24 protein-coding genes are annotated in these 21,395 nt (G+C 67.1%); 15 read left to right on the forward strand and 9 right to left on the reverse strand.

The window, feature by feature from the left end; all coding sequences use genetic code 11:
* The first annotated feature begins 185 nt into the window (after positions 1–185).
* The 9 genes from queE (at position 186) to BM031_RS16460 (ending at position 7,959) form a co-directional block, all read left to right on the forward strand.
* Positions 186–821, forward strand: coding sequence for a 7-carboxy-7-deazaguanine synthase (queE, locus tag BM031_RS16420; protein ID WP_091875642.1), 636 nt, complete (start codon positions 186–188; stop codon positions 819–821).
* 12 nt (positions 822–833) lie between these two features.
* Positions 834–1,280, forward strand: a complete 447-nt coding sequence (gene queD / locus BM031_RS16425) for a 6-carboxytetrahydropterin synthase QueD (protein ID WP_091875643.1) — start codon at positions 834–836, stop codon at positions 1,278–1,280.
* Positions 1,273–1,755, forward strand: coding sequence for a tRNA adenosine(34) deaminase TadA (gene tadA, locus BM031_RS16430; protein ID WP_091875644.1), 483 nt, complete (start codon positions 1,273–1,275; stop codon positions 1,753–1,755). The genes queD and tadA overlap by 8 nt, the downstream gene beginning before the upstream one ends.
* A 143-nt stretch (positions 1,756–1,898) precedes the next feature.
* The gene (locus BM031_RS16435; RefSeq protein ID WP_091875645.1) at positions 1,899–2,825 is read left to right on the forward strand and encodes an alpha/beta fold hydrolase; all 927 of its coding nucleotides are present in this window, start codon (positions 1,899–1,901) and stop codon (positions 2,823–2,825) included.
* Positions 2,822–3,745, forward strand: coding sequence for a muramoyltetrapeptide carboxypeptidase (gene ldcA / locus BM031_RS16440; protein ID WP_091875646.1), 924 nt, complete (start codon positions 2,822–2,824; stop codon positions 3,743–3,745). Before BM031_RS16435 ends, ldcA begins: the two co-directional genes overlap by 4 nt.
* 91 nt (positions 3,746–3,836) lie before the next feature.
* Entirely contained in the window at positions 3,837–5,438 is a 1,602-nt protein-coding gene (locus BM031_RS16445) for an ABC-F family ATPase (protein ID WP_091875647.1), read from the forward strand.
* A 198-nt stretch (positions 5,439–5,636) separates the two neighbouring features.
* The gene (gene nadA, locus BM031_RS16450) at positions 5,637–6,770 is read left to right on the forward strand and encodes a quinolinate synthase NadA (RefSeq protein ID WP_091875648.1); all 1,134 of its coding nucleotides are present in this window, start codon (positions 5,637–5,639) and stop codon (positions 6,768–6,770) included.
* A complete protein-coding gene (nadC, locus tag BM031_RS16455) occupies positions 6,767–7,636 on the forward strand; it encodes a carboxylating nicotinate-nucleotide diphosphorylase (RefSeq protein WP_091875649.1) in 870 nt (289 codons plus the stop codon). Before nadA ends, nadC begins: the two co-directional genes overlap by 4 nt.
* Complete coding sequence (locus tag BM031_RS16460; protein WP_143084615.1) at positions 7,633–7,959, forward strand: hypothetical protein; 327 nt, start codon at positions 7,633–7,635, stop codon at positions 7,957–7,959. Before nadC ends, BM031_RS16460 begins: the two co-directional genes overlap by 4 nt.
* 170 nt (positions 7,960–8,129) lie before the next feature.
* On the opposite strand, the gene BM031_RS16465 is transcribed toward BM031_RS16460, so the two are convergent.
* Genes BM031_RS16465 through nadB form a run of 4 tightly spaced genes read right to left on the reverse strand, consistent with a single transcriptional unit; the run spans position 8,130 to position 12,672 of the window.
* Positions 8,130–9,176, reverse strand: coding sequence for an alpha/beta fold hydrolase (locus BM031_RS16465; RefSeq protein WP_229408947.1), 1,047 nt, complete (start codon positions 9,174–9,176; stop codon positions 8,130–8,132).
* Positions 9,177–9,195: 19 nt separating this feature from the next.
* Positions 9,196–10,065 (reverse strand): NAD-dependent protein deacetylase, encoded by an 870-nt coding sequence (locus BM031_RS16470; protein WP_091875651.1) that lies wholly within the window; start codon positions 10,063–10,065, stop codon positions 9,196–9,198.
* Between the two features lie 35 nt (positions 10,066–10,100).
* Complete coding sequence (locus BM031_RS16475; RefSeq protein WP_091875652.1) at positions 10,101–11,000, reverse strand: DMT family transporter; 900 nt, start codon at positions 10,998–11,000, stop codon at positions 10,101–10,103.
* Positions 11,001–11,043: 43 nt separating this feature from the next.
* On the reverse strand, positions 11,044–12,672 hold the full coding sequence (gene nadB, locus BM031_RS16480) for an L-aspartate oxidase (RefSeq protein WP_091875653.1): 1,629 nt from the start codon (positions 12,670–12,672) through the stop codon (positions 11,044–11,046).
* Between the two features lie 159 nt (positions 12,673–12,831).
* On the opposite strand from nadB, the gene BM031_RS16485 reads away from it, so the two are divergent.
* A complete protein-coding gene (locus BM031_RS16485; RefSeq protein WP_091875654.1) occupies positions 12,832–13,326 on the forward strand; it encodes a pyridoxamine 5'-phosphate oxidase family protein in 495 nt (164 codons plus the stop codon).
* Positions 13,327–13,425: 99 nt separating this feature from the next.
* Positions 13,426–14,025: a nicotinamide riboside transporter PnuC gene (pnuC, locus tag BM031_RS16490; RefSeq protein WP_091875655.1), complete on the forward strand. Its 600-nt coding sequence runs from the start codon at positions 13,426–13,428 to the stop codon at positions 14,023–14,025.
* Here pnuC and BM031_RS16495 read toward each other — a convergent pair.
* The gene (locus BM031_RS16495; protein ID WP_091875656.1) at positions 14,022–14,363 is read right to left on the reverse strand and encodes a hypothetical protein; all 342 of its coding nucleotides are present in this window, start codon (positions 14,361–14,363) and stop codon (positions 14,022–14,024) included. The genes pnuC and BM031_RS16495 overlap by 4 nt on opposite strands.
* A gap of 64 nt (positions 14,364–14,427) precedes the next feature.
* A complete protein-coding gene (locus tag BM031_RS16500; RefSeq protein ID WP_091875657.1) occupies positions 14,428–14,871 on the reverse strand; it encodes a DUF411 domain-containing protein in 444 nt (147 codons plus the stop codon).
* A 108-nt stretch (positions 14,872–14,979) separates the two neighbouring features.
* Between BM031_RS16500 and BM031_RS16505 the strand changes: the two genes are divergently transcribed.
* On the forward strand, positions 14,980–16,146 hold the full coding sequence (locus tag BM031_RS16505; RefSeq protein ID WP_091875658.1) for a tyrosine-type recombinase/integrase: 1,167 nt from the start codon (positions 14,980–14,982) through the stop codon (positions 16,144–16,146).
* Here BM031_RS16505 and BM031_RS16510 read toward each other — a convergent pair.
* The 3 genes from BM031_RS16510 to BM031_RS16520 form a co-directional block, all read right to left on the reverse strand.
* Positions 16,143–16,421 (reverse strand): hypothetical protein, encoded by a 279-nt coding sequence (locus BM031_RS16510; protein WP_091875659.1) that lies wholly within the window; start codon positions 16,419–16,421, stop codon positions 16,143–16,145. The genes BM031_RS16505 and BM031_RS16510 overlap by 4 nt on opposite strands.
* 98 nt (positions 16,422–16,519) lie before the next feature.
* Positions 16,520–18,058: a hypothetical protein gene (locus BM031_RS16515; protein ID WP_091875660.1), complete on the reverse strand. Its 1,539-nt coding sequence runs from the start codon at positions 18,056–18,058 to the stop codon at positions 16,520–16,522.
* A 155-nt stretch (positions 18,059–18,213) separates the two neighbouring features.
* Positions 18,214–18,477, reverse strand: a complete 264-nt coding sequence (locus BM031_RS16520; RefSeq protein ID WP_091875661.1) for a hypothetical protein — start codon at positions 18,475–18,477, stop codon at positions 18,214–18,216.
* A gap of 160 nt (positions 18,478–18,637) precedes the next feature.
* On the opposite strand from BM031_RS16520, the gene BM031_RS16525 reads away from it, so the two are divergent.
* The 3 genes from BM031_RS16525 to BM031_RS16535 are packed head-to-tail and all read left to right on the forward strand — an operon-like array spanning position 18,638 to position 21,394.
* Positions 18,638–19,297, forward strand: coding sequence for a thermostable hemolysin (locus tag BM031_RS16525; RefSeq protein WP_229408948.1), 660 nt, complete (start codon positions 18,638–18,640; stop codon positions 19,295–19,297).
* Positions 19,257–20,723 carry an AMP-binding protein gene (locus BM031_RS16530; protein WP_229408949.1) on the forward strand — a complete coding sequence of 489 codons (1,467 nt, stop codon included), beginning with the start codon at positions 19,257–19,259 and terminating at the stop codon, positions 20,721–20,723. Before BM031_RS16525 ends, BM031_RS16530 begins: the two co-directional genes overlap by 41 nt.
* Positions 20,720–21,394: an iron-containing redox enzyme family protein gene (locus BM031_RS16535; protein WP_091875663.1), complete on the forward strand. Its 675-nt coding sequence runs from the start codon at positions 20,720–20,722 to the stop codon at positions 21,392–21,394. The genes BM031_RS16530 and BM031_RS16535 overlap by 4 nt, the downstream gene beginning before the upstream one ends.
* Position 21,395 lies beyond the last annotated feature (1 nt).

The raw sequence follows: 21,395 nt of genomic DNA on the forward strand, positions 1-21,395 counted from the left end.
AATGTCGAGTACTTGTTCATGGCACCCTTCTTACGCACGTTCGGAAGATTCCGTATGAAGGTACACCGCAGTCCAACAGGGAATATTGTCGATCCTCAATGCAGGGCAAGGCGACCGGCGGGCGGCGGGGGCTTCCACGGCCGGCCCCCGGCACGCTATAATGGAAGGTTGACGAGAGGCTTAACGTGACTTACAGCATCAAAGAGATCTTCTATACCCTGCAGGGCGAAGGCGCCCATGCGGGGCGCCCGGCCGTGTTCTGCCGGTTTTCCGGCTGCAACCTGTGGACCGGTCGCGAGGCCGATCGCGCGAGCGCCGTCTGCACGTTCTGCGACACCGATTTCGTCGGCACCGACGGCGAGCGTGGCGGCAAGTTCCGCGACGCCGCCGCCCTGGCCGCCGAGATCGACGGCCTGTGGCCGGCCACCCATGCGGCCAGCAAGTACGTCGTCTTTACCGGCGGCGAGCCGCTGCTGCAGCTCGACCAAGCCCTGATCGACGCGATGCACGCGCATGGCTTCACCATCGCCATCGAGACCAACGGCACGCTGCCGGTGCCCGAGGGCGTGGACTGGATCTGCGTCAGCCCGAAGATGGGCGCGCAGCTGGTGGTCGCCAAGGGCAACGAGATCAAGGTCGTCATCCCGCAGGCCGGCCAGGACCTGGCCGCCTACGAGCACCTGGACTTCGAGAATTTCTACGTGCAGCCGATGGACGGCCTGCTGGCCGCGCGAAACACCCGCCTGGCGATCGAGACCTGCCGCCGCAACCCCAAGTGGAAGCTCAGCCTCCAGACCCACAAACTGCTCCAGATTCCCTGATATTGACGCCCGATGCTCACCATTACCCGCAAGCTGGAATTCGATGCAGGCCATCGCATTCCCGACCACAAGAGCCAGTGCCGCAACCTGCACGGCCACCGCTACACCCTCGAGATCACCCTTACCGGCGAAGTCATCGACGCTGAAGGAAATTCCGACAACGGGATGATCATGGATTTCTCCGACGTCAAGACGCTGGCCAAGGCGCATCTGGTCGACGTGTGGGACCACGCCTTCCTGGTGTACGAAAAGGACGACAAGGTGCGCGAGTTCCTCGCCTCGCTGCCTGGCCACAAGACCGTCGTGATCGACTGCATCCCGACGGTGGAAAACCTGGCGCGCGTCGCCTTCACCATCCTGAAGACGGTCTTCACCGACCGTTATGGCACCGGCCTGCGCCTGCACAAGCTGGTGCTGCACGAGACCCCGAACTGCTGGGCTGAAGTCACCGATGCCTGAACAGCAGGAGGGGTTCATGGCGCTCGCCCTCGACCAGGCCAGGCTGGCCTGGGCCCAGGGCGAAGTGCCGGTGGGCGCGGTGGTGGTCAAGGACGGTGAAGTGATCGCGACCGGCTACAACCAGCCGATCGGCCGTCACGACCCGACCGCCCATGCCGAAATCGTCGCCCTGCGCGCGGCTGCCGAAAAGCTCGGCAACTACCGCCTGCCGGGCTGCGAGCTGTATGTCACGCTGGAACCCTGCATCATGTGCTCCGGCGCCATGATGCACGCCCGGCTCGCGCGTGTCGTGTATGCCGCACCCGATCCCAAGACCGGCGCCTGCGGCTCCGTGCTCAACCTGTTCGAGCAGGAAAAACTCAACCACCATACCGAGGTCGCCGGCGGCGTCATGGCGCAGGAGGCGAGCAGCATGCTCAAGGCCTTCTTCGCCGAACGCCGGGCCGCCTCGCGCAAGCCGCCCGGCGCCCCTTGACGCCGGATTGACGCCGGATTGACGCGGCGAGCGCCCGGCGACTGGCGAAAATGGTATGCTGGCCGCAAGCCGTTTTCGCGGCGAGCATAACCTCCGCTACCCAGGAACCCGGCGACGCGCGTCCGCAGCGCCGCCATGCTGCCATGCCCACGCTGAACGCCAACGGAATCCGCATCGCCTTCGATACCGCAGGCGACCCCAAGGCCCCGCCGCTGCTGCTGGTGCATGGCCTCGGATTGCAGCTGGCCGCCTGGCCCGAAGAATTCATCGAAGGCCTGGTCGACCTCGGCTTCTACGTCATCCGCTTCGACAACCGCGATTGCGGCCTGTCCACCAAGTTCGACCAGGCCGGCGTGCCCAACCTCGCACTGGCCTGGCTCAAGTCGAAACTCGGCTGGCGGCTGAGCGCTCCCTACAGGCTCGACGACATGGCCGAAGACGCCATCGGCGTGCTGTCCGCGCTGGGCGTGGCGCGCGCCCATGTGGTGGGGGTGTCGATGGGCGGCATGATCGGCCAGATCCTCGCCGCCCGCTACCCGCAGCGCATCCTCAGCCTCACGTCCGTCATGTCGAGCAGTTGCCGGCGCGGCTTGCCCGGCCCCGAAAAACGGCTGCGCCAGCTGCTGGCGCGCCGCCCGGGCGACCCGGCCGACCTGGACGCCATCATCGAGCACGGCGTGCAGGTCATGCGCGCCATCGGCAGCCCCGCCTACCCGACACCCGAAAAACTGCTGCGCATGCGGGTCGCACGCTCGGTGCGCCGCAGCTATTGTCCGGGCGGCGTGGCGCGCCAGCTGCTGGCCATTGCCGCATCCGGCGACCGCTGCGCGCAGCTGGCCACCGTCACCGCGCCTTCGCTGGTCATCCACGGCGCCGCCGACCCGCTGGTGCCACTCGCCTGCGGCGAAGACACCGCCAGCCGCATCCCGGGCGCCCGCCTGGAAATCGTCGAAGGCATGGGGCACGACCTGCCGCCGCAGCTGGTCGAGCGGCTCCTCGCCTTGATCGATGCCCACGCCAGGGGTAATATGTTGCCGAACTCAACACCCCGGCTCTTCGTCAAACAGTGATCACCCCTCAAATCGGCATTGCCATCGTGGCCCCGGCCGGCCAGGCGCTCGACCCCTGCGCCGTCGACCGCGCCGTTGCCCGCCTGGAGGCGCATGGCTGCCTCGTCCGTAACTATTATGACCATGCCGGCATCCACCAGCGCTTCGGCGGTACCGATACTGGCCGGCTGCAACAGCTCAATGCGGCGGTAGCCGACCCGGATGTCCAGCTCATCATGGCCATCCGCGGGGGCTACGGCACCACCCGCCTGCTGCCGCACATCGACTTCGAGGCGATCGCCGCCAGCGGCAAGCTGGTGGTGGGCTTCTCGGATATCACCGCCATCCACATGGGCCTGATGGCGCGCACGGGCGCGCTCAGCTACGCCGGACCGATGGCGGCGGTGGACTTCGGCCTGCCTGAGCCGGTGCAGTTCACGCTCGACGACTTCTGGCAATGCCTGGCCGGGCCCACCCATACCATCATGGAATACGCCACCGGCAACCCGTCGATCGCGGAAGAGGGCAGGGTCTGGGGTGGTAACCTGGCGATGCTGACTTCGCTGCTGGGCACGCCTTATTTTCCGCACATCGAGGGCGGCATCCTGTACGTGGAAGACGTCGGCGAGCATCCCTACAAAGTCGAGCGCATGCTGCTGCAACTGCAGCAGGCCGGTGTGCTGGGCCGCCAGCGCGCGCTGCTGCTGGGCGATTTCTCGGGCTACAAGCTCGCGCCCAACGACAACGGCTACGATTTCGAGCACATGCTGGCCCACCTGCGCGCCACGCTGCCGATCCCGGTGATCAATGGCCTGGGTTTTGGCCACATCCCGCGCCGGGTCACGATCCCGTTCGGGGCGCAGGGGCGGCTGGTGTCGCAGGCCGACGGCTTCAGTCTGGTCCTGTCGGATTACCCGACCCTGCGCACCCGGGAAGCGTGAAGCCGCGAATATCGGCCCCGGGGTCGCCTTGCTGTCCATGCAATGGTAAAATCGCGGGTTAATCGAACACATCGCTTTCAAAGGTTTCCCAGTGCTATCTACAGCCAATATCACCATGCAGTTCGGCGCCAAGCCGCTGTTTGAGAACATTTCCGTCAAATTCGGCGACGGCAACCGTTACGGCCTGATCGGCGCGAACGGCTGCGGCAAGTCGACCTTCATGAAGATCCTCGGCGGCGACCTCGAACCGTCGGCAGGCAACGTCAGCCTCGACCCGGGCGAGCGCCTCGGTAAGCTGCGCCAGGACCAGTTCGCGTATGAGGACGTGCGCGTGCTCGACGTCGTCATGATGGGCCACACCGAACTGTGGAACGCCATCTCGGAACGCGACGCCATCTACGCCAACCCGGAAGCGACCGACGACGACTACATGCGCGCCGCCGAGCTCGAGGGCAAGGTTGCGGAATACGACGGCTACTCGGCCGAAGCGCGCGCCGGCGAACTGCTGCTCGGCCTGGATATTTCCGGCGACCTGCACCAGGGCCCGATGAGCGCCGTGGCGCCGGGCTGGAAGCTGCGCGTGCTGCTGGCCCAGGCCCTGTTCTCGAACCCGGAAATCCTGCTGCTCGACGAGCCGACCAATAACCTGGACATCAACACGATCCGCTGGCTGGAAGACGTGCTCAACGAGCGCAACTCCACCATGATCATCATTTCCCACGATCGCCACTTCCTGAACCAGGTCTGCACCCACGTGGCCGACATGGACTATGGCACCCTGAAGGTCTATCCGGGCAACTACGACGACTACATGCTGGCCTCGACCCAGGCCCGCAACCAGCAGCTGGCGAACAATGCCAAGGCCAAGGAAAAAGTCGCCGAACTGCAGGACTTCGTGCGCCGCTTCTCGGCCAATAAATCGAAAGCCCGCCAGGCCACCTCGCGCGCCAAGCAGATCGACAAGATCAAGATCGAGGAATTCAAGCCGTCCTCGCGCGCCTATCCGTTCGTGCGCTTCGAAGGCGACAAGAAGCTGCACCGCCTGGCAGTGGAAACCGAAGGCCTGACCAAGGCCTACGACCGCACCCTGTTCAAGAATTTTTCGATCATGGTCGAAGCGGGCGAGCGCATTGCGATCATCGGCGCCAACGGCGCGGGTAAAACCACGCTGCTGCGCTGCATCGGCGGCGAGGACATCACCGGCCTGTCGGCCGACCATGGCCGCGTGAAGTGGGCCGAGAACGCCGACGTCGGCTACATGCCGCAGGATCCGACCGAGGAATTCGCCAGCGGCGAAAACCTCACCGACTGGATGGGCCAGTGGACCCAGGAAGGCGACGACGACCAGGCCGTGCGCTCGATCCTCGGCCGCCTGCTGTTCGGCGGCGACGAGGTGAAGAAATCGGTCAAGGTGCTGTCGGGTGGCGAGAAGGGCCGCATGATGTACGGCAAGCTGATGCTGGGCCGCCACAATGTGCTGCTGCTCGACGAGCCGACCAACCACATGGACATGGAATCGATCGAGTCGCTCAACATCGCGCTCGACAAGTACACCGGCACCCTGATCTTCGTCTCGCACGACCGCGAATTCGTGTCTTCGCTGGCCACCCGCGTGCTGGAAATCCGCCCGAACGAGATCATCGACTACCGCGGCAATTATGAAGAGTACCTGACGAGCCAGGGTATCGATTGATAGGGAACTGCCGGATCACGTTAGCTCACTGTTAATCGTTAGCCGTTGATCGTCGTTCCCGCGAAGGCGGGAACCCAAGTTTGCAAGCGTCTCGGTAACGCATGAAAATTGGGTCCCCGCCTGCGCGGGGACGACGTGCATAGGTCGCCGCAACTAGTGGCGTTTTGTCCCAGCCCGCACTGTGAGACCATATTTCACATGATTACCGTACCGATCAAAACCTACGAATACGACCACCCGCAAGCCGGCAGCGCCTGCACCGCCGAAGCCTGGGCCCGTACTCCCGCCACGCCGACCGCCGCCGAGAAGGTGGAACTCAAGGACCGCATCCGCCGCCTGCTGAAAGAACGCAACGCCGTGCTGGTGGCCCATTACTACGTCGACGCCGACCTGCAGGACCTGGCCGAGGAAACCGGCGGCTGCGTGTCCGACTCGCTGGAGATGGCGCGCTTCGGCCGTGACCACCCGGCCCAAACCCTGGTGGTGGCCGGCGTGCGCTTCATGGGTGAATCGGCCAAGATCCTGAGCCCCGAGAAAACCATCCTGATGCCGGACCTGGACGCGACCTGCTCGCTGGACCTGGGCTGCCCCATCGACGAGTTCGCGGCCTTCGCCGACCAGCACCCGGACCGCACCGTCGTCGTCTACGCCAACACCAGCGCCGCCGTGAAAGCGCGCGCCGACTGGATGGTGACCTCGTCGATCGGCCTGGACATCGTGAAGCACCTGCACGAGCAGGGCAAGAAGATCCTGTGGGCGCCCGACCGCCACCTGGGTGCATACATCCAGAAGCAGACCGGCGCCGACATGCTGCTGTGGCAGGGCTCCTGCCTGGTGCACGACGAATTCAAGGGCGTCGAACTGGACCTGTTGAAGGCTGAATATCCGGACGCCAAGGTACTGGTGCACCCGGAGTCACCCGCCGGCGTGGTGGCCCAGGCCGACGTGGTCGGTTCGACCACCCAGCTGATCAACGCCGCCGTGAACCTGCCGGCCACCACCTTCATCGTTGCCACCGACAACGGCATCCTGCACAAGATGCGCCAGGCCGCGCCGGGCAAGCACTTCATCGAAGCGCCGACCGCCGGCAACAGCGCCACCTGCAAGAGCTGTGCGCACTGCCCGTGGATGGCCATGAACGGCCTGAAGAACCTGGCCGAGGTGCTGGAATCGGGCGCCAACGAAGTGCACGTGGACCCGGAAATCGGCCGCCAGGCCAAGCGCGCCATCGACCGCATGCTCGATTTCGCCGCCGCCAAGAAAGCACAAGCCCTGCCGAGCGGCGCGCTCGAGCAGAACACCACTTTGTACCAAGGAGTTGGGCCAGCATGACGACCCTCCGTAACCCGCACGCCCAGTTCGACGACAAGCTGCAAGCGAGCTTCGAAGCCAATATCCTTGCCGCGCTGCTGGAAGACGTCGGCACCGGCGACCTGACCGGCATGCTGGTGCCGAACGACACGCGGGTGAAAGCGCGCGTGATCGTGCGCGAACAGGCCGTCCTGTGCGGCGCGCCCTGGTTCGAAGCCGTGATGCTGGCGGTCGACCAGGACATCGAGATCGACTGGCAGTACGCGGAAGGCGACGTGATGGCGGCCGATTCGACCGTCTGCACCATCGAGGCCAACCCGCGTTCGCTGCTGACGGCCGAACGCGCGGCGCTGAATTTCATGCAGCTGCTCTCGGGCGTGGCCACGGCCACCCGCAAGTACGTCGATGTCATCGCCGGCACCAAGGCGGCGATCCTCGACACCCGCAAGACCCTGCCGGGCCTGCGCCAGGCGCAGAAGTACGCGGTGCGCGTGGGCGGCGGCAAGAACCAGCGCATGGCGCTGTACGATGGCATCCTGATCAAGGAAAACCATATCGCCGCGGCCGGCGGCGTGAGCCGGGCATTGGCCGCGGCCGATGCGCTGGGCGCCGGCGTGCCGGTGCAGATTGAAGTCGAGACCATCGCCCAGCTGGAAGAAGCGCTGGCGGCCGGCGTCAAGTCGGTGTTGCTGGATAATTTTGACACGGCGCGGATGGTGGAGGCGGTGCGCGTCAACGCAGGCCGGGCGCTGCTGGAGGCGTCGGGCGGCATCAACATGGCCACGGTGCGCGCGATTGCCGAGACCGGGGTCGACCGCATTTCGATCGGCAGCCTCACCAAGGATGTGCGGGCGACCGATTATTCCCTTCGGATCGTGAGCGCATGATGATGGACTGGAGCAGACTGCGCCTCTCGACCGGCGCGCGCGTGTTGTGGTTGTTGTTTGGCCTGGTACTGGGCGTGCCGACGCTAATGAATGGCATCGCCACCGGCGCGACGGCCGACCTGTGCTTCGGGATCGGCATGATCCTGGTGGGCATTCGCGGCTTCCTGCGGCCGGTCATGTTCGGCAAGGCGATCAAGATGGAACAGGATCCGAAGACGGCGCAAGTGTCGATTGGCTCGCCGACGCTGCATGGCGGGCTGTCGATGGTGATCTTTATCGCGCTGATGGCGGGGATCGTGATCAAGTATGTGATCAACGGGTGACGTCGCCGGACACCACTCACCGTTGATCCGTCGTACCGGCGAAGGCCGCTACCCAATTCCGTCGCAATCTACTGGATTCAGACGTAGGCGCTACGCGAGCAACATTGGGTTCCGGCCTGCGCCGGAACGACGATGCTACCAGTGGTGGTGGAAGCAGGCCTTCGCGTCTATCACACCCCGCTCTCACTCGCCCTGGCCAGCGCCTCCGCCTCCGGCGTTCTCGCATGCACCGGCTCGCCCACCCGCGCTGCAATCGCATCGATCGCCGCCATCACCTTGCCCGGATCCGCATAATGGGTCATATGCCCCACACCCGGCTCCAACGCAAGCTCGCTGTTCGGCAGCCGCTCGTGCAGCCGCTCTGAATTGTGCCCCGCATCGACGATCTTGTCCTGCGTCCCCGCCACCATCACCGCCGGCACCTTTAGCTCCGCGTAGCGCTTGGACAGCGACAGCGCCGATGGGATCATCAGCGCCGTTTCGGCCGCACTGGCGCGCAGCTGGCTCGGGCGCAGCGCCATCCAGGTCGGGAATGCCTTGAAACCCTCGGCCACCGGCGCCGGTGCGAACATGCGCTTCGTCATCCCCGGCCAGATCAGGCGCGAGAAGAGCGGTGAAATCGTGTAGCGCAGCAGGTCGCCTATGAGCGGGATGGCCGGCTGCGTCATGGTGGCCGCGTCGAGCCGGATGCTTGGATAGTAGTAGCCCGACAGCAGGACCAGCCCGCGCACGAAATCCGGCTGCTGCAGGCCCATCGCCAGCGCCACCATGGTGCCCCACGAGTGCCCGGCGACGATCGCCGACTCCACGCCGAGCTGGCCGAGCGCCTGGTGCAGCAGCGCCGCCTGCTTGTCCGGGGTCCACACCGTCGTGCGCGGACGCTCGCTGTAGCCGAAACCGGGGCGGTCGAAGGCGATCACGCGGTAGCGTTCGGATGCTCGCTGGAGCAGGCCGCTGGTCTCGAAATCCTTGGTATACACGCCGTTGCCGTGCAGGAGCACGAGGGTCGGGCCGCTGCCGCGTTCCAGGTAGTGCAGGCGCACCCCATCGACCTCGATGAATTTGCCTTCCGGCGGATTCTCGGCCTGGGCTTGCCGGGTCTTGGCGCGGACATAGAAGAAGGAAGCGGCAAGGCCGATCCCGGCCAGGATAGCGCCGGCGTGCAGGCCGGTCGAGCCGGATGTAGTGCTGACGGTAGTGCGGTAGCGCTTGGTCACAAGATCCCCCTGTGGTCGGTTATGGTGGTAGTGACTCCTCCAGCTCCTCCGCGCGGAGCAGGCCGGCGACGCGCGGCAACAGCCGCTCGGCCGACTCTTCTAGTTTGAGTGCGATCATGTCGTCCGCCCGGGTACGCCCGAGGTTGACCGCCGCAATCGGCTTGCCGGCCTCCGCCGCCATGCGGCAGAAGCGGAAGCCCGAATACACCATCAGCGACGAGCCTACCACCAGCAAGGCGTCGGCCGCGGCCATCCGGGCCAGCGCGCTCGCGGTGCGCGTTGGCGGAATGCCATCGCCAAAGAATACGACATCCGGAGAAAGGGTGCCGCCGCAATGGACGCAGAAGGGCAGGTGAAAGTCTTCCAGCGCGTCGGGCTCGATGGCGGCGTCGCCGTCCGGCAAGGGGGCAGCCAGCACATTGGCCAAATCGGGGTTGGCTTCTTCCAGCAGGGTCTGGACGAAAGCGCGCGACAACTGCTGCTTGCAATGCAGGCACACCACGCTGTGCACATTCCCATGCAGTTCGAGCACGTCGTGGCTACCGGCGCGCTGGTGCAGGCCATCGACGTTCTGGGTCAGCAGGTGCGCGAAGCGGCCGTGCCGCCCCAGCGCGGCGAGCGCGCGGTGCCCCGCGTTCGGGGCCGCCCTTGCCATCACCGGCCAACCCACCATGCTGCGCGCCCAGTAGCGCCGCTGGATGTCGACCGAGCGCCGGAACTCCGGACCCTGGATCGGCAGCCGCCCGCGCCGTGTACCGTCGCGGTCGCGGTAGTCGGGAATACCGGAGGCGGTGGACAGCCCGGCGCCGGTGAGCACCAGTGCGCGCGGATGCCGTTCCAGGAACTGCGCCAGCGCGCGCGCCCCGTCATGCAACTCTGAATCTGCCATGTCGATCCTTCCTCCCCTGGCGGATCCTACCATTCTCAGCGCGCCGACACGCCGATCCCGCCCACGATCAGGCCGAACGCCAGCACATGGTAGAGGTGCGGCGCCTCGCCCAGGAAGGCGGACGACAGCAGCGCCGTGAACAGCGGGGTGAGGTTGATGAAGAAAGCGCCGATGCTCGGGCCGGCGCGCTGCACGCCGGCGCCCCAGCAGCGCATCGCCAGGATCGCCGGGCCGATTGCCACGTAGAGCAGGGCCGCCGCCAGTTGCCAGCTCCACGCGATGTCGACGCCGTACAGCGCCCATTCGCCGCCCGACAGCGCCGCCGACCACAGCACGCCATAGCCGACCTGGGCCAGCAGGAAGGCGGCCCAGTCGGCGCGCAGGCCGGGCACGTCGGTCTTCTGCATCAGCATCCAGCTGTAGAAGGACCAGGCGATGGTCGCCAGGATCATGTACAGGTCGCCGGTCACGAGCCGCAGCGCCATCAGCTGCCCGACGTCGCCGCGGCACAGCACGACCAGCACCCCGGCCACCGACAACACCGCCCCGGCGACCTGCTTGCGCTTGACCGGCACGCCGTAGAACAGCCGGCCGACCAGCAGCATCCACACGGGGATGCCGGAGGCTACCAGCGTGACGTTGATCGGCGTGGAGCTCTGCAGCGCCAGGTATTGCAGCGAGTTGTACAGGCCCACGCCCAGCAGGCCGAGCATCGCGTAGCGGCGCCAGTGCCTGAGCATGCCGCTGCCGCTTGCCAGCGCGGCGCGGCCGAGCGGCAGCAGGATGGCCAGCGCGATGCTCCAGCGGATCAGGTTGAGCGTCATCGGCGGCACCGCATCGCGCACCAGGCGCCCGACGATGGCGTTACCAGCCCACAAGACCGGCGGGATGCTCAGGAGCAGGATGGTGGACGGCGTGAGGGCAGGGCGATGCATGGCAGCGTAGCCGGCCCACGCACGCGGGCCGGCAAGGTAGGATTTAGCAGCGCTCGGGGGTGAGCACGCTCGGCAGCGCCTTGGGCAGCGTGTCCGGGAAGTCGCGCGAGTAGTGCAGGCCGCGGCTTTCATGGCGCGACAGCGCGCTGTTGACGATCAGCGACGCCACCTCGACCAGGTTGCGCAGCTCCAGCAGGTCGTGCGTGATGCGGAAGTTGCGGTAGTACTCGTCGATCTCTTCCTTGAGCAGCTTGATGCGGTGCTGGGCGCGCTCGAGACGCTTGGTGGTGCGCACAATGCCGACATAGTTCCACATGAAGCGGCGCAGCTCGTCCCAGTTGTGGGCGATCACCACTTCTTCGTCGGCGTTGGTCACGCGGCTCTCGTCCCACGGTGGCAGCAGCGGGCTCTCGCCACGCGGCGCCGCCGCGATCTGGTGCGCGCAGGCGCGCCCGATCACCACGCACTCGAGCAGCGAATTGCTGGCCAGGCGGTTGGCGCCGTGCAGGCCGGTGCACGCGGTTTCGCCGACCGCGTACAGGCCCGGGATGTCGGTGCGCCCGGCCAGGTCGGTGACGATGCCGCCGCAGGTGAAGTGCACCGCCGGCACCACGGGGATCGGCTCCTGCGTGATGTCGATGCCCAGCTCCAGGCAGCGCGCGTAGATGGTCGGGAAGTGCTCCTTGAGGAATTCCGGGTCCTGGTGGCTGATGTCCAGGTGGACATAATCCAGGCCGCGCTTCTTCATCTCGAAGTCGATGGCGCGCGCCACCACGTCGCGTGGGGCCAGCTCGCCGCGCTCGTCGTGGGCCGGCATGAAGCGGGTGCCGGCCGCGGGACCGGCTTCCGGCGGGAGCTTCAGAAGACCGCCTTCGCCGCGGATCGCCTCGGTAATGAGGAAGGACTTGGCGTACGGGTGGTACAGGCAGGTCGGGTGGAACTGGATGAATTCCATGTTCGAGACCCGGCAGCCGGCGCGCCAGGCCATCGCGATGCCGTCGCCGGTGGCGGTGTCGGGATTGGTGGTGTAGAGGTAGACCTTGCCGGCGCCGCCGGTGGCCAGCACCGTGTGCTCGGCCTCGAAGGTCAATACCTTGCCGCTTTGCTCGTCCTGCACGTACAGGCCGTAGCAGCGTGGTTGCCCCACCAGGTGGGGCGTGCCGCCATGCACGCCCTTGCCGGTCAGCTTGTCCGAGGTGATGACGTCGATCGCGCAGTGATGCTCGAACAGCGTGATGTTCGGGTGCGCGCGCACCTTCTGCTCCAGCGTTACCTGCACCGCGTGTCCCGTGGCGTCGGCGGCGTGGATGATGCGGCGCTGGCTGTGGCCACCTTCGCGGGTCAGGTGGAAGCCCATTTCCGCCGTTTCGTCGCGGGTGAAGGGCACGCCCTGTTCGATCAGCCATTCGATCGCGGCGCGGCCGCTCTCGACGATGTAGCGGGTGGCCGCTTCCTCGCACAGGCCGGCGCCGGCGATCAGGGTGTCGGCGATGTGCTGGTCGTGGCTGTCGGCCGAATCGAGCACCGCGGCGATGCCGCCCTGGGCCCAGTTGCTGGCGCCGTCGAGCAGCTCGCGCTTGGATACGATGGCAACCGTGCGGGTCTGCGCCAGGTGCAGGGCCACCGACAGGCCGGCCAGGCCGCTGCCGACAATAGCGACGTCAAATTTCATGGCATTGGTATGTTTATACAGAGGCATCACTATAGTCGATTTGCACATTCCGCGTTGACCATCGCCCCGGGGTCAAGGCCGGGTCAATGTACGCGGTCGCACGGATGTGCCTGGGGTATCGGGCTAGGATCGGGCTTCAACTACCCAGTGAGGAATGCCATGCCAAGCAATAACACCCACGCGGACGCGCTGTCCGACAAGATCGGTTCGATGCGCTTCGCCATGTTCACCACGCGCGACGAGAACGGCCACCTGATCAGCCAGCCGATGACCAAGCAGCAGGTCGACGCTGATGGGAACCTGTGGTTCTACACCAGCAGCACCACCGAGCTGTGGGCCAACATCGCCCACGAGCCGGAAGTCAACGTCAGCTTCGCCAACAACGACGACAGCACCTATGTATCGGTGAGCGGCCGCGCGGAACGCGTGGTCGACCGCACCAAGGTCAAGGCGCTGTGGAACCCGATGGTGCAAGCCTGGTTCCCGAACGGCCCGGAAGACGAGCACGTGGTGCTGGTGCGGGTCCTGCCGCACGCCGCGGAATACTGGGATTCGAACGACAGCAAGATGGTGCGCCTGTTCGCGATGGCCAAGGCGGCCGTCACCGGCACCACCCCGGACGTGGACACCGACCACGGCACCATCCGCCTGTAGGCGACGGCGCTTGCTTCAGCCTGCCGACCTCGCGTAGAGTGGCCGCTTCTTCTCAAGGAGCGCAGCAATGACGGGAGTACGGCAGGCCGGGGTGGTGCAATGACCCTGCTCGAGATCGCGGCCAACGCCTTCACGGCGGTGGCAATCGTCCTTGCGGGGCGTAACAGCGTCCACACCTGGTGGACCGGAATCATCGGCTGCACGCTGTTCGGCTTGCTGTTCGCGCAGAGCCGCCTGTATGCGGACGTGGTGCTGCAGGTGTTCTTTGTCGGCACCAGCATCCTGGGCTGGTGGCGCTGGATGCGCGGCCGCGATGGCACGCCGCTGCCGGTGACGCATGCGGGCGTGCGCACGCTGCTGTGGATGGCGCCGGCAGGCGTCGCCGCCACCGCCGCCTATGGCGCGCTGCTGCACTTTTATACGAACGCGTATGCGCCCTTCGTCGATTCGGCGGTGCTGGTGTTCAGCGTGATCGCCCAGCTCCTGATGATGCAGCGCCGGATCGAGAACTGGCCGGTCTGGCTGCTGGTGAACACGATCGCCGTGCCGCTCTACTTCAGCCGGGAGCTGTACCTGACATCAATGCTCTATGCCGGCTTCTGGGTCAATGCGATCGTGTCGTGGCTCTGGTGGCGCAAGCTGGCGGCGCGCGATGCGGCGGCAGCAGCGGCCGCCGTACCGGTAAGCCAGGCCGCCTAGCGCGCCGGCGGCAAATCGCCTTCGTCCTGGTTGGCGCCGGTCTCCGGCGTACCGAGTCCGGTCCCGGTGGGGCTGGCCTGGTCGGGACGGGTGTCCAGCGGCCCGCGCGCCACGTGGGTCATCGCGCTGTCTGGCGCCTCGGCGTGCTGGCCACCGCCAACCGCGCCATCCGGCGCATTGGTGGTCTCGCCCGACTGGTTGCGGCTCAGGCCATCGCCGCCGCTGCCGCCGGTCTCCTGCTGCGTTTCGTGCCGTGGCGTGGCGCCTTGCTGGCCACTGGTCGTGCCGCCGACGCCGAGCGTCGTCGACGGGTCATCCTGCGGGTGTTGGTTGCTCATCGAAGCCTCCGTGAATGCGGGAAGACCGATTATCCCTTCTATCGCCAATGCCAGTCGCGCGCTCCTATTCGTAGCGCTTGAATACCGCCGTCTTGCCGCCGTCCTTCACCAGCAGGACCTCGTACGGATCCTTGCGCGGTCCTTCCATGCCGGGCGAGCCCATTGGCATGCCCGGCACCGCCAGCCCGCGTGCCTTTGGCTTCGCGGCGAGCAGGCGCTTGATGTCGCTGGCGGGCACATGGCCCTCGATGGCGTAGCCGCCCACGCGGCCGGTGTGGCAGGAGCCGTATTGCTGGGCAATGCCGAACTTCGCGCGATAGTCGGACGTGCTGGCGACATCCTGTGACTTCACCGTAAAGCCGTTCGCCTCGAGGTGCTTGATCCACTCCTTGCAGCAGCCGCAAGTGGCGGTCTTGAACACCTCGATCACGGGCTGGGCCGCGCTGGCGAGCAGCGGAAAGGCGAGGGCGGCGGCAAGGGCGACATGGCGCGGAAAGCGCAGCTGCATGGGAACTCCTGGGGCGTAGGGATAAACCGCAATTATGCAGCAGATGCCCGCTTGGTGGCGGCGCCCGGCGATGCTATACTGTATAAAAACACAGTATTCCCAAGAACCATGCCACGCTTCCTTCCGATCGACCTCGACCCGCCCGAAAAAGACCCGCCACAACGCGCCGCCGCCAGCGCGCGCGCCGGCGTGTTCCGTGGCATCGCGGACGAACCCGTGACCGATGCGAAGACCGACGCCGAGTTGGCGCGCGAGTACATCGGCCAGGGCGAGCTGAGTCCGAAATCGATCGCCAACACCCAGAAGGAACTGTACCGCTTCCTGACCTGGTGCCGCGAAGAGGCGCGCAAGACCTTCCGTGGCCTGAGCGTGGCGGACCTGAACGCCTACAAGGAATTCATCCGCAACCCGCCGCCCGAATGGGTCAGCGCCACCAAGTGGCCGCGCAACGATCCGCGCTACCGCCCGTTTTCCGGGCCGCTGTCGGACGCCAGCCGGCGCCAGGCCATGATCGCGGTCAAGGGCCTGCTGGGCTACGCGGAGCAGACCGGCTACCTGCGGCGCAACCCGGCCCGGCTGGTGCGCAACGTGCGCGCGGCCGGCGGCAGCCGCATTACCCGCTACCTGTCGCCGCAGGCGATCGGCCACGCGCTCGAAGCGGTCGGCCAGCGCGTGGCCAATACCCCTGCCATGGTGCGCCAGCGCGAGCGCGACCGCTTCCTGCTGATCGCCTTCGCCCAGACCGGCGCGCGCCTGAACGAGATCGTCGGCGCCAGCATGGGAGCGATCTACAGCGAAGGCGACGGGCGCTGGTGGCTGGACGTGATGGGCAAGGGCGCCAAGCCGCGCCGCCTGCCAGTGCCACCGGCCATGCTGGCCGCGTTCCGCGATTACCGCCTGGCCTTCGGGCTGCTGCCGCAGGCCAGCCGCGCCGACCGTACGCCGCTGGTGCTGTCCAGCCGCAGGGAGGAAGCGGTGCGCATCACCGACGAAGCCGCCTCGGAAGCGCTGAAAGCCGTGTTCGGCGCCGGCGCCGACCTGGCCGCCGCGCAGGGCGACGGCGACAGCGCGTCGGCGCTGCGCCAGGCCTCGACCCACTGGCTACGCCACAGCATGCTGACCAACCATGCCAACAGCGGGGTCCAGCTCAAGACCCTGCAGGACACGGCCGGCCACGCGAACATCGCCACCACGGCGGCCTACCTGCACAAGCGCGACCACGAACGCCACGACGAGATCCTCGGCTCGGGCCCCGGCCTCGTGCCCGGGGATTAGATCGGCAGTTCGGAAGCGCCGCCGTCCGAGCTGCCGAATTCCTGCAGGTCGTCGAGCGAGAGCCGGTGCTCGTTGAGCGCGCTGACGATCGACTTGAGCTGCTCCGGATCCGGGTGCAGGTAGATGATCCGGTGTTCGAGCTCGTTGTCCCAGTACTTCGTGTACGGCACATCGGTTTCGCCCATGACCTTGGCGTGGAAGCTGCCGTCCATCATTTCACCGACCAGGGTAATCCTGGCGGTATCCGGCGTCGTATTGTTCACGGTAATGCCCATGCTCGTCCTTTCGAGTGATCAGTTCGCATAGGTATATTCTTACCCACGTCGGCAGGGCGACGCAAACGGCTGGCAGTCAGGCGTGCGCGGGTCCTGCCTTATTTGCCGATCCCGCGTGCCGGCGCGCCTTGCGTACATCGCGGCGGACCATCGAGATAGCGCCAGCCCCCGGGATAGTTGCCCTCGGCCCGGTCCAGGGCCACCCGGCCCGCCGGACCGCACAGGCTTGCGTGGGCCAGCTCGCTGTCGGCCTTGAGCAGGATTTTCACAGGTGTCCCCGCCGCCAGATAGACCGCCACCCTCGCCACGCCCATTGCGCCATCCTGGTGCATGCTGCGTTCGAGGAAGATTTCCGGCTCAGGGTAATACCAGCCGGGCGCTGCATCGAGCATCAGCTTCGCAGCCGGGCTGAACTCGACGCTGGTGTAGCTGCGTGCGAGCCTGACGGCGCCGAGCTGCACCAGCAACAGCGCCGCCAGCACGGCGAGCGGCCAGCGCGGCGCCCGCTGCAGGTAAGTGAGTCCGAGATACAGCAAGGGCATGCCACCCCAGGCAGCGTAGCGCATCATGCCGGCGGCCCCGGAATTCCAGTTCACCGTCGACAGCGAAGGAATCGCCATTGCGACAGCGAACAGGATGCCGGCGATCGTGTGCGGCAGCCAGCGCAGCCGGTCCTGCGCCAGCAGTTGGCTCAGCACCAGCGCCATGGCGACCGGAAAACCGACGATGGCGCCCTGGTTCAGGTCGAAAAAGTAGGATACCAGCCGCGCCGGCGTGATCAGGGCCGGGTCGGTGGCGAGCGTCGCGATCATGCTTGGCACGCCGAATACCTGGTAGTTGAACCACACCGGCGCCGCCGCCAGCAGTCCCATAAGGAGCGAAGCCAGCACCGTATGGCCGGTGAGCACCTTGCGCAGCGCCGCGCGCGCCGGCAGCCGCTCGTGCGCGTAGACATAACAGACACGGATCAGCGGCCCGAAGGCTGCGAACAACGCCAGCGGCGGATTCTGCATCGCGGCGACGCCGGCCAGCAGCGCGGCCAGGTAGGGCCGGCCGTTCAGCGTGAACACGAGACCGCCGAGGAGGGCGCTTGCCGTGAAAAACTCCGGGCTGCACCAGTTCGAATAGAGCACGCCTCCAGAGAGCAGGAACATCGTGACGCCGAAGATGGCGCGGCCGGGCGAACCGGTGAACTGGAACAGCGCGACGGCGAGGATGGCGAGCGCGCCCAGGTTCACCAGCTGGAAGCCCTTGAGCGGCTTGCCGCCAACACGGTCGATGAGTTTGAATGGAATCGCGGCGAGCGCGGGATAGGCGAAGAAGTGAATCGCATAATAGCCGCCATCCTTGCCGCGCACGAAGCCGGGGAAGGGATGCAGGTCGCCTTTGCGCATGCCGGCGCGCAGCGCCTCGTGCACGAGTACGAAACCGGGCTCGGGCGACAGCTTCGCCGCCGTGTCGAGGTCGGACACGCGGATCTCCGGCGTCCCATGGCTTGCCAGCGCAATGGTCATCAGGGCGTATTCCTGGAAATCGCCGCTCTTGGAGGGACGGGCCAGCAGCAGGGCGGCAAGGAACAGGAAACCGATGAACAGTGCAAGGCGGGAAACGGGTGCGGCCGGAAGGAAACGCTGCATGAGCCAGGCGAGGCGACGCGGCCGGCAGGCCCGAGCGATCGGCCTGCCCGGTCCCGGGCATCGCCTCACATCCTTGTGACGGTAGTGAGAACGGGCAAGATTCTAACTTGCCTATAGGGCAGGTGGTAAGGCGAGAGAGGCTTTATGAGGATCGCCTAGCGCTGTACTGTCGCTGCCCTTGCTCGGGAGGCACGGACGCCGAGCCGCTCCAGCCTGGCGCACCAGCGCGCACAGCGCTCGGCCGGCATGTCGGCTGCGCCCCCCACGACGGTCGCCGCGACCGGCGCGATGCCGACGAAGCCCGGGATGTTGCGGCGCAGTGCCTTGAGGCTGTGCGCCCGGTAGTACCAGCGCAAGAGCGGCGCCGGCATCCCGCCGAGCCAGAGCGGGTAGACCAGCACGATATGCGACGCCCGCATGATCGCTCCCTGCGCCGCCAGCAGGGTGGGCGGCAGGACGCCTTGCTGCCAGGCCCGCGGATCGGTCAGCAGGGGAAGCTTTTATCCCTCCGGCCTCGGTTAATGTGAGATTAATCTTGCGCCCTTAGCCTGCATTCATTGAAACAAGGAATGCAGATCCATGACACAGATGCCGACCTGTGGTGCGCTTGCACCCGCCCCGGCCAGGACCCGCGGCCGCGCATCGCACACGGCGCGCAGCTTCGAGTTCGTCGGCCCCGGCGACGCCGCCCGCCCTGGCCTGGAAACCTTTATCGCCGATGCCTTCCAGGCCAGCTATGGCGCCCGCGTCAGCCATTTTTGCGACATGCTGGTGGGCACCCGCAGCGCCGATGGCGGGTGGACCGCGGCACTCGGCTATTCGCTGGCCGCGGCCGGCCCGACCTTCCTGGAACAGTACCTCGACGGCCCGCTGGACGCCGAGATCGGCGCGCGCCTGGGACGGCCCGTGACGCGCGACCAGGTAGTCGAGGTGGGCAACCTGGCGGCCAGCTCGCCGGGCGAGGCGCGCGCCCTGATCGTGCACGCCACCGGCCTGCTGTATGAGCTCGGCCTGCACATCGTCGCCTTCACCGCCACTGCCAGCCTGCTCAATTCCTTCGGCCGGCTGCGCCTGCATCCGCAGCTGCTGGCTCCGGCCGACCCGCTGCGCCTGCCCGGTGGCGGGTGCGAATGGGGCAGCTACTACGACACTCACCCTCACGTCATGTTTGGCGATATACGCTATGGATACGAAAAACTTGCTCGACTCGCTAGCCGGGAAGCCAGCCCTGCTGTCTGATGGCCGCACGACCCTGGACGGCGCCGCATTCGGTCAACTGGTCCGGCAGGCCTGCGACGCCCTGGCCGCGCGCCAGTACCCGCAGGCGCCAGTCGCGCTGTTGGCCGACAACAGCCCCGAGTGGCTGGCGATCGACCTTGCCACGCAGGTGCTCGGCCTGGCGCTGGTGCCGCTGCCGCTGTTCTTCACGCCTGAGCAGTGGCAGCACGTGATGGCCCAGACCGGCGCACGCTCGGTCTGGTGCGCCGACCCGCGCCATGCGGCTGCCCTCGGTTGGACCCGCCAGGTAGCCGCGGACACCTGCCTGGCCCTGTACGAAGCCGCCGAGTCGGCCAGCGCGGCGCCGCCGCTTGGCCTGGGCGGCGTCCAGAAAATCACCTTCACGTCGGGCACCACATCGGCGCCGAAAGGGGTTTGCCTGGGCATGGCGCAGCAATGGGAGCTGGCCGGCGCGCTGCGCGACGGGCTGGCGCCGCTGGGGCTGGAACGGCACCTGTGCCTGCTGCCGTTCGCGGTACTGCTGGAGAACATCGCCGGCCCCTACACGGCCTTGCTGGCCGGCGCCACCGTCATGTGCCCGCCACTCGCCGAGACCGGCCTGAGCGGGGCCAGCGGCTTCGATCCGGTCACCTGCCTTTCGGCGCTCGCCCGCTACCGGCCGCACAGCATCATCCTGGTGCCGCAGATGCTGCAGGCGCTGGTGGCCGCCACGGCGCCGGGCGACCCGCGCATCGCCAGCCTGCGCTTCGTCGCGGTTGGCGGTGGCAAGGTGTCGCCCCGGCTGCTGGAGGCGGCAGCGGCGCGCGGCTTCCCGGTCTACGAAGGGTATGGCCTGTCCGAGTGCGCCTCGGTGGTGGCGCTCAACCTGCCGGGGGCGGCGCGGCCGGGCAGCGTCGGCCGCCCGCTGCCGCACCGGCGCGTGGTCATCGCCGCCGACGGCGAGATCCTGGTCCAGGGTGTGGCGGCCCACTACCTGGGCCAGCCGCCCGCGCCGGGTGCGGCGCTGGCCACCGGCGACCTCGGCCACCTCGACGCCGACGGCTTCCTGTACGTGGACGGCCGCAAGAAAGACGTCCTGATCACCGGCTACGGGCGCAACGTCTCGCCCGAATGGCCGGAGGCGGCGCTCACCGGCACCGGCGCCATCGCGCAGGCGGTGGTGTTCGGCGAGGCCCAGCCCTGGCTTGCGGCCCTGGTCGTGCCGGCCGCACCCGGTATCGGCGCCGCCGAACTGGCCGAGGCCGTGGCGCGTGCCAATGCCGGCCTGCCGGATTACGCCCGGGTCCGGCGCTGGGCGGCCGTGCCGCCGCTCATGGCGGCAGATGGCCTGGTGACCGCCAACGGGCGTCCGCGCCGTCCCCTGATCGCGGCCAGGTATGCCGCCCGCATCGCCCGACTATTCGACACCATGGAGACCACCCAGTGACATTTTTCGACCAACTCAAGCGCGACACCGACGCGCAGCGCCAGGACATGTTCGCCATTCCCGTCATCCAGGACGCGCTGCGGGGGGAGGTCGTCACCGCCCAGTACATCGCCTTCCTGACGCAGGCTTACCATCACGTCCGCCATACGGTGCCGCTGCTGATGGCATGCGGCAGCCGCCTCGACAGCCGCCACGAATGGCTGCGCGCCGCCATTGCCGAGTATATCGAGGAGGAAGTCGGGCACCAGGAATGGGTCCTGTCCGACATCGCGGCCTGCGGCGGCGATGCCGAAGCGGTCCGCGCCAGCCGTCCGCATGCCAGCACCGAGCTGATGGTGGCCTACGCCTACCACCAGGTCGACCGCGGCAACCCGGTCGGCTTCTTCGGCATGGTGCACGTGCTCGAAGGCACCAGCACGGCGCTGGCCACCCACGCCGCCGAGACCATGCGCAGCGCATTGGCGCTGCCGCCGGAAGCGTTCAGCTACCTCAGCTCGCACGGCAGCCTGGACGTCGGCCACGTGGCCTTCTTCGAAGGACTGATGAACCGGCTCGACGATGCGGCTGACCGGGACGCCGTGGTCCACATGGCGCGCATGATGTACGGCTTGTACGGCAATGTGTTCCGCAGCCTGCCGCGCGGCGCCGAGCTGTTCGAAGGGAAGGCCTGAG

Origin of the sequence: Massilia yuzhufengensis (assembly GCF_900112225.1) — a bacterium.
Lineage (GTDB): Bacteria > Pseudomonadota > Gammaproteobacteria > Burkholderiales > Burkholderiaceae_D > Telluria > Telluria yuzhufengensis.

Coding starts and splice junctions, on each gene's coding strand:
- queD (WP_091875643.1), top strand. CDS start 834: ATGCTCACCATTACCCGCAAGCTGGAATTCGATGCAGGCCATCGCATT.
- tadA (WP_091875644.1), top strand. CDS start 1,273: ATGCCTGAACAGCAGGAGGGGTTCATGGCGCTCGCCCTCGACCAGGCC.
- BM031_RS16435 (WP_091875645.1), top strand. CDS start 1,899: ATGCCCACGCTGAACGCCAACGGAATCCGCATCGCCTTCGATACCGCA.
- nadA (WP_091875648.1), top strand. CDS start 5,637: ATGATTACCGTACCGATCAAAACCTACGAATACGACCACCCGCAAGCC.
- nadC (WP_091875649.1), top strand. CDS start 6,767: ATGACGACCCTCCGTAACCCGCACGCCCAGTTCGACGACAAGCTGCAA.
- BM031_RS16460 (WP_143084615.1), top strand. CDS start 7,633: ATGATGATGGACTGGAGCAGACTGCGCCTCTCGACCGGCGCGCGCGTG.
- BM031_RS16470 (WP_091875651.1), bottom strand. CDS start 10,065: ATGGCAGATTCAGAGTTGCATGACGGGGCGCGCGCGCTGGCGCAGTTC.
- BM031_RS16475 (WP_091875652.1), bottom strand. CDS start 11,000: ATGCATCGCCCTGCCCTCACGCCGTCCACCATCCTGCTCCTGAGCATC.
- nadB (WP_091875653.1), bottom strand. CDS start 12,672: ATGAAATTTGACGTCGCTATTGTCGGCAGCGGCCTGGCCGGCCTGTCG.
- BM031_RS16485 (WP_091875654.1), top strand. CDS start 12,832: ATGCCAAGCAATAACACCCACGCGGACGCGCTGTCCGACAAGATCGGT.
- pnuC (WP_091875655.1), top strand. CDS start 13,426: ATGACCCTGCTCGAGATCGCGGCCAACGCCTTCACGGCGGTGGCAATC.
- BM031_RS16495 (WP_091875656.1), bottom strand. CDS start 14,363: ATGAGCAACCAACACCCGCAGGATGACCCGTCGACGACGCTCGGCGTC.
- BM031_RS16500 (WP_091875657.1), bottom strand. CDS start 14,871: ATGCAGCTGCGCTTTCCGCGCCATGTCGCCCTTGCCGCCGCCCTCGCC.
- BM031_RS16505 (WP_091875658.1), top strand. CDS start 14,980: ATGCCACGCTTCCTTCCGATCGACCTCGACCCGCCCGAAAAAGACCCG.
- BM031_RS16510 (WP_091875659.1), bottom strand. CDS start 16,421: ATGGGCATTACCGTGAACAATACGACGCCGGATACCGCCAGGATTACC.
- BM031_RS16515 (WP_091875660.1), bottom strand. CDS start 18,058: ATGCAGCGTTTCCTTCCGGCCGCACCCGTTTCCCGCCTTGCACTGTTC.
- BM031_RS16520 (WP_091875661.1), bottom strand. CDS start 18,477: ATGCGGGCGTCGCATATCGTGCTGGTCTACCCGCTCTGGCTCGGCGGG.
- BM031_RS16525 (WP_229408948.1), top strand. CDS start 18,638: ATGACACAGATGCCGACCTGTGGTGCGCTTGCACCCGCCCCGGCCAGG.